Here is a 4,338-nt window from a genome sequence, read left to right on the forward strand (position 1 = left end):
TTTCTGTCTTCATATTTGATACCTATTTGCTTAATATGTAATACATAGTAAAACGAAGTATAGCAAAGTGCATGTAACAAGGCCATCTTGCGGATCTCGTTTTCTGTCACCTTTTATGCAAAGAAACGCATAAAAGTCGCCATCAAACTTCGACCGCAAATGGCGGCGTTATATGCGCAAAAGTACCAAACACTTGTACGCGGTTTTCTTAGTTTTGTGCAAAGATGGCCTTCTTATAAAGTCAGGTTATCATCAAGGTTCAGTGTTCTAAAAATTAGTTTTTTGCTCAGCGTAATCGGGTCACTTTGATGGGTGGTTTCGTTGACAGTTCAGGTAAGAATTTAGGGTTTATCGTGGTCAAAATCAGATAAACAAAATAAAAATTATTGTATGGTTTATTGCGTCGTTTCTGAGTTCTTAACAATAAATTAAGAGCATAAGGTCAAAAGACTAAAAGCAAAAATCATATAACCAGGCCATCTTTCGGATCTTCGTTTTCTGTCACCGTTTATGCAAAGAAACGCATAAACGTCGCCATAAGACTCATCCCGCAAATGGCGGCGTTATATTTATTGATGCATAGTGCGCATCATGCTACCATCAGCTTATGATTAAATCGTTTAAGCATAAAGGTCTCAAAAAGTACTTTGAATCAGGGAGTACTGCGGGCATTCAGAATAGCCATGCAAGGAAATTGAAAATGCAACTGGCGGCTATCGATACTGCTCATGTAATCGAGGATGTTGATTTACCAGGTTATCAATTGCACCCATTAAAAGGTGACCGTGAAGGTATTTGGTCTATTTCGGTTAATGGTAACTGGCGAGTAACTTTCGAATTCAAAGATGGCAATGCATTCATATTAAATTACGAGGACTATCACTAATGAGCATGTATAACCCTCCTCATCCCGGTGAGTTCATTAAAGAAACATACCTTGAGCCGTTCGGTTATAGCTGCCGCTTTTTAGCCAAACAGCTAGATGTCGCATCATCGACACTTAACCGTATTTTAAAGGGGCAAAGTGGTGTAACACCTGAAATGGCATTAAGGCTATCCAAAGCTGTAGGTCGTAGTCCTGAAAGCTGGCTGGCAATGCAAGACAACTATGACCTTTGGCAGGCCAAACAAAATATCAATTTAGGTAACGTTCACTCAGTTTCTTTTGAGGCTGCGTGATTAAATATAACAAAGCAATCTTGCGGAACTCCGTGAGCTGTCACCCTGTTTGCAAAAACACGCAAACAAGCCGCCATCTAACTCCGTCGCGCAAATTGCGGCGCTATATGTTGCATGAATACCGTGTATTCGTTAATATGCCTAAATGATTATTTCCTTTGGCAATAAAACTACATCAGATCTGTTTAATGGTGTTTCTAGTCGTTGGGCACGAAAGCTGCCCAATCAGATACATGAGTTAGTTTTATATAAGCTTGATGTTATTAATGCTGCTCAGAACCTAGATGACCTTAAGTCGCCTCCCGGAAATAGGCTTGAGCTACTTAAAGGTGACCTAGACGGTTTCCATAGTATTCGTATTAATTCTCAGTGGCGTATTGTATTTCGCTGGGATTCTAACGCTGCTCATGATGTCCAAATAGTGGATTACCACTAAATATGAGGTAAATTATGATTCCTTCAAATCGCATAGCAACACACCCAGGAGTTATTCTTCTCAAAGAGTTTCTAGAGCCTCTTGAGGTAACTCAAAAAGCATTGGCATTACATCTAGGCGTTCCTATACAGCGCATAAATGAAATAGTGCGTGGTAAGCGTGGGGTAACCCCTGAAACTGCATGGCTATTATCAGAGTCTTTTAATACGTCACCTGAGTTTTGGCTTAATTTGCAGTCAGTTCATGACTTATCAGCAAAACGGCCAGAAAATCATATTCAGCCCCTACAAGCAGTAGGCATATAACCAAGTAATCTTGCGGAACTTCGTGGGCTGTCACCTTGTTTGCAAAAACACGCAAACAAGCCGCCATTCCACTCCGTCGCGCAAATTGCGGCGTTATATGCGCAAAAGTACCAAACACTTGTACGCGGTTTTCTTAGTTTTGTGCAAAGATGGCCTTCTTATAAAGTCAGGTTATCATCAAGGTTCAGTGTTCTAAAAATTAGTTTTTTGCTCAGCGTAATCGGGTCACTTTGATGGGTGGTTTCGTTGACAGTTCAGGTAAGAATTTAGGGTTTATCGTGGTCAAAATCAGATAAACAAAATAAAAATTATTGTATGGTTTATTGCGTCGTTTCTGAGTTCTTAACAATAAATTAAGAGCATAAGGTCAAAAGACTAAAAGCAAAAATCATATAACCAGGCCATCTTTCGGATCTTCGTTTTCTGTCACCGTTTATGCAAAGAAACGCATAAACGTCGCCATAAAACTCATCCCGCAAATGGCGGCGTTATATTTCAGGGAGAATTCAGTGCACGATTTTGTAGGCCGATGGAAAATTAAGTTAATGACAACTTGGCCTCAAGACTACGTTGACCTCGATGAACCCGGTTATTTTGAGTTTACTGAAGATGGATTAGGCCAGTTCGTTTTTGGTGCTGTAAAAGGGTGGCTCGATGTTAGGGTATCTCACCGAACACCTTATCTTGAGTTTAGCTGGCAAGGCACTTGCGAGGGTGATGACCTTTGTGGTCGGGGTAAAATTGAATTTCCTACTCCTTTACAAGGTGACGGTGAAATTTATATTCATTGTGGTGACGAGTCAGGGTTCATCATTGAAAGAAAAATATAACCAGGCCAGCCAACATCGCCCACAAAGGGCCGTGGGCTGGACTCGCTTCGCTCGCCGTTGCTGGCGGCGTTAAAATTTCTAAGCAACGTACTCTCTGGCAGATATCGCTATGTCTGGAAATTGCTTTAGTATTTTTTTGTCAGCAGTCACTAGTTTGCAGTTTTGGCTCTTTGCCAAGCAAATAAACTCAGAGTCATAAGCAGAACAACCTGATTCATTTGCAGTATTTAATACTTCGAAAGAATTTACGGTATATTCATTGTCTTTGAGTAAATTCTCAGCTTGTTGTTGTATTTCTAAGGCATCCTCCATAGAAATAAGCTCTTTTCTAAGGTACAAAGCTAAGATGTTTCGTAACTCACTGCGCCATAATATAGGGGCAATCCAATCTGGGTCTTTCAATAGCAAGGCTTCTACGTATTCGCTATAGTCAGAGGGTAAATATAAGTAAGCTATTGTATTAGTGTCAGCTACAATCATTCTCTGCCTTCAGCTTTGGCTTTAGTTAAATCTTCCTCAGTAACTTTCAAACCTTTTAGTTTTTGCCTCATTGTTCGTGCATTCATTAAAAGTTGGTCTTTATCTATTTTTTGTGGTCTCAAAACCTTCTCTAGGCATACAATAAGCTCACTATTTATACTTCTGTGGTGTGCTTCAGCAGATTGTTTTAGCTGGCTGTATAAAATGTCTGGTATATTCTTCACTGTAATTGCGGGCATAAAAAACACTCATGGTTGCAATATGGTTTCATTATGGTTGCATAAATAAATGATTTTAACAAGCGCCTCCAACGGACAAATTTTTCTGTCACCACTTTTGCGCTGCGCGGCAAAACTGCCGCCAGCAAAATTTGCTCGTTGAGGCGGGCGTTAGGCAATAAAATGAATTTGGAATCTCACACTAAATATTTTCTTACCTTAGACGGTAAGGAATTAGAATTTGAGAACTTCTCCGAGACAAGAGAAGCACTGCGGAATGCGCTAAATTCGAAATCAGGAAAGATATTGCTGGCAGCTGACGATGGTTTAAGGCCTTGGTGGCAAAGATTCATTTTTGGTGCCAGAAACTATATTCGTGTTTACTTCGCTCTAGAATGGAGTGACGAAATATCTGGCCTCATATTTTATGATGAAAATGCTAGTGAATTTCGTGCTTTAAGTGATTCTCGAAATGAAAATATTTCAGTAGCTGATCGAAAGGAAATCTCTTTCGGAGAGAGTGAGCCACTGCACGAAAAGTACTGTATTGCTACAGATATTGCGAAGAGTTCAATTGTTGAGTTTCTAGAAAAAGAAGAGCGTCCTGAGTGGCATAATTACGAATTTGTGCGATGATCTGCCTAACAAAAAGTTGGTGGTTCAGCCCCTGCGGGGCTTGGACGCTTACAGCGCCCCACGACAAAAGCGTTGGTATGACTCCCCACGTCAAGAGGCCCGCACAAAATCCTGCCGGAACCTCGGCCAGAGCCTTTCTTTTTAATTAACATTCTTCCCGTTAGGGAAGCGTCAACGCATCAGATGAAGCAAGTAATTTCGACGGTGATCATGCTGGTATTCGTGGGTTGCTAACGCGACGCGTTAACCTATCC

8 protein-coding genes are annotated in these 4,338 nt (G+C 40.7%); 6 read left to right on the forward strand and 2 right to left on the reverse strand.

The features are described 5' to 3' along the window. Positions 1-607: 607 nt before the first annotated feature. The 5 genes from A3763_RS15480 to A3763_RS15500 all read left to right on the forward strand — a co-directional run bounded on the left by A3763_RS15480 (position 608) and on the right by A3763_RS15500 (position 2,750). Complete coding sequence (locus A3763_RS15480) at positions 608-886, forward strand: type II toxin-antitoxin system RelE/ParE family toxin (protein WP_068509678.1); 279 nt, start codon at positions 608-610, stop codon at positions 884-886. Beyond that, positions 886-1,179, forward strand: a complete 294-nt coding sequence (locus tag A3763_RS15485; protein ID WP_068509680.1) for a HigA family addiction module antitoxin — start codon at positions 886-888, stop codon at positions 1,177-1,179. The genes A3763_RS15480 and A3763_RS15485 overlap by 1 nt, the downstream gene beginning before the upstream one ends. A 145-nt stretch (positions 1,180-1,324) precedes the next feature. Next, positions 1,325-1,615 (forward strand): type II toxin-antitoxin system RelE/ParE family toxin, encoded by a 291-nt coding sequence (locus A3763_RS15490; RefSeq protein WP_068511197.1) that lies wholly within the window; start codon positions 1,325-1,327, stop codon positions 1,613-1,615. 14 nt (positions 1,616-1,629) lie between these two features. Beyond that, positions 1,630-1,920, forward strand: coding sequence for a HigA family addiction module antitoxin (locus A3763_RS15495; protein ID WP_068511195.1), 291 nt, complete (start codon positions 1,630-1,632; stop codon positions 1,918-1,920). 545 nt (positions 1,921-2,465) lie between these two features. Further along, on the forward strand, positions 2,466-2,750 hold the full coding sequence (locus A3763_RS15500) for a hypothetical protein (protein ID WP_068751095.1): 285 nt from the start codon (positions 2,466-2,468) through the stop codon (positions 2,748-2,750). 78 nt (positions 2,751-2,828) lie between these two features. Here the strand turns inward: A3763_RS15500 and A3763_RS15505 are convergent, their stop codons facing one another. Together A3763_RS15505 and A3763_RS15510 are read right to left on the reverse strand one after the other, a co-directional pair. Beyond that, complete coding sequence (locus A3763_RS15505; RefSeq protein WP_068511203.1) at positions 2,829-3,230, reverse strand: type II toxin-antitoxin system VapC family toxin; 402 nt, start codon at positions 3,228-3,230, stop codon at positions 2,829-2,831. Next, entirely contained in the window at positions 3,227-3,469 is a 243-nt protein-coding gene (locus tag A3763_RS15510; RefSeq protein WP_068510145.1) for an Arc family DNA-binding protein, read from the reverse strand. Before A3763_RS15510 ends, A3763_RS15505 begins: the two co-directional genes overlap by 4 nt. A gap of 162 nt (positions 3,470-3,631) precedes the next feature. Here A3763_RS15510 and A3763_RS15515 point away from each other — a divergent pair, with 162 nt between their 5' ends. Then, positions 3,632-4,084 carry a hypothetical protein gene (locus A3763_RS15515; protein ID WP_068511205.1) on the forward strand — a complete coding sequence of 151 codons (453 nt, stop codon included), beginning with the start codon at positions 3,632-3,634 and terminating at the stop codon, positions 4,082-4,084. Positions 4,085-4,338: the final 254 nt, after the last annotated feature.

The organism is Oleiphilus sp. HI0128, from assembly GCF_001635365.1.

Excerpts from the sequence above, each read along its gene's own strand:
- A3763_RS15500 (WP_068751095.1), top strand. The coding sequence starts at position 2,466 with ATGACAACTTGGCCTCAAGACTACGTTGACCTCGATGAACCCGGTTAT.
- A3763_RS15495 (WP_068511195.1), top strand. The coding sequence starts at position 1,630 with ATGATTCCTTCAAATCGCATAGCAACACACCCAGGAGTTATTCTTCTC.
- A3763_RS15485 (WP_068509680.1), top strand. The coding sequence starts at position 886 with ATGAGCATGTATAACCCTCCTCATCCCGGTGAGTTCATTAAAGAAACA.
- A3763_RS15510 (WP_068510145.1), bottom strand. The coding sequence starts at position 3,469 with ATGCCCGCAATTACAGTGAAGAATATACCAGACATTTTATACAGCCAG.
- A3763_RS15515 (WP_068511205.1), top strand. The coding sequence starts at position 3,632 with ATGAATTTGGAATCTCACACTAAATATTTTCTTACCTTAGACGGTAAG.
- A3763_RS15505 (WP_068511203.1), bottom strand. The coding sequence starts at position 3,230 with ATGATTGTAGCTGACACTAATACAATAGCTTACTTATATTTACCCTCT.
- A3763_RS15490 (WP_068511197.1), top strand. The coding sequence starts at position 1,325 with ATGATTATTTCCTTTGGCAATAAAACTACATCAGATCTGTTTAATGGT.
- A3763_RS15480 (WP_068509678.1), top strand. The coding sequence starts at position 608 with ATGATTAAATCGTTTAAGCATAAAGGTCTCAAAAAGTACTTTGAATCA.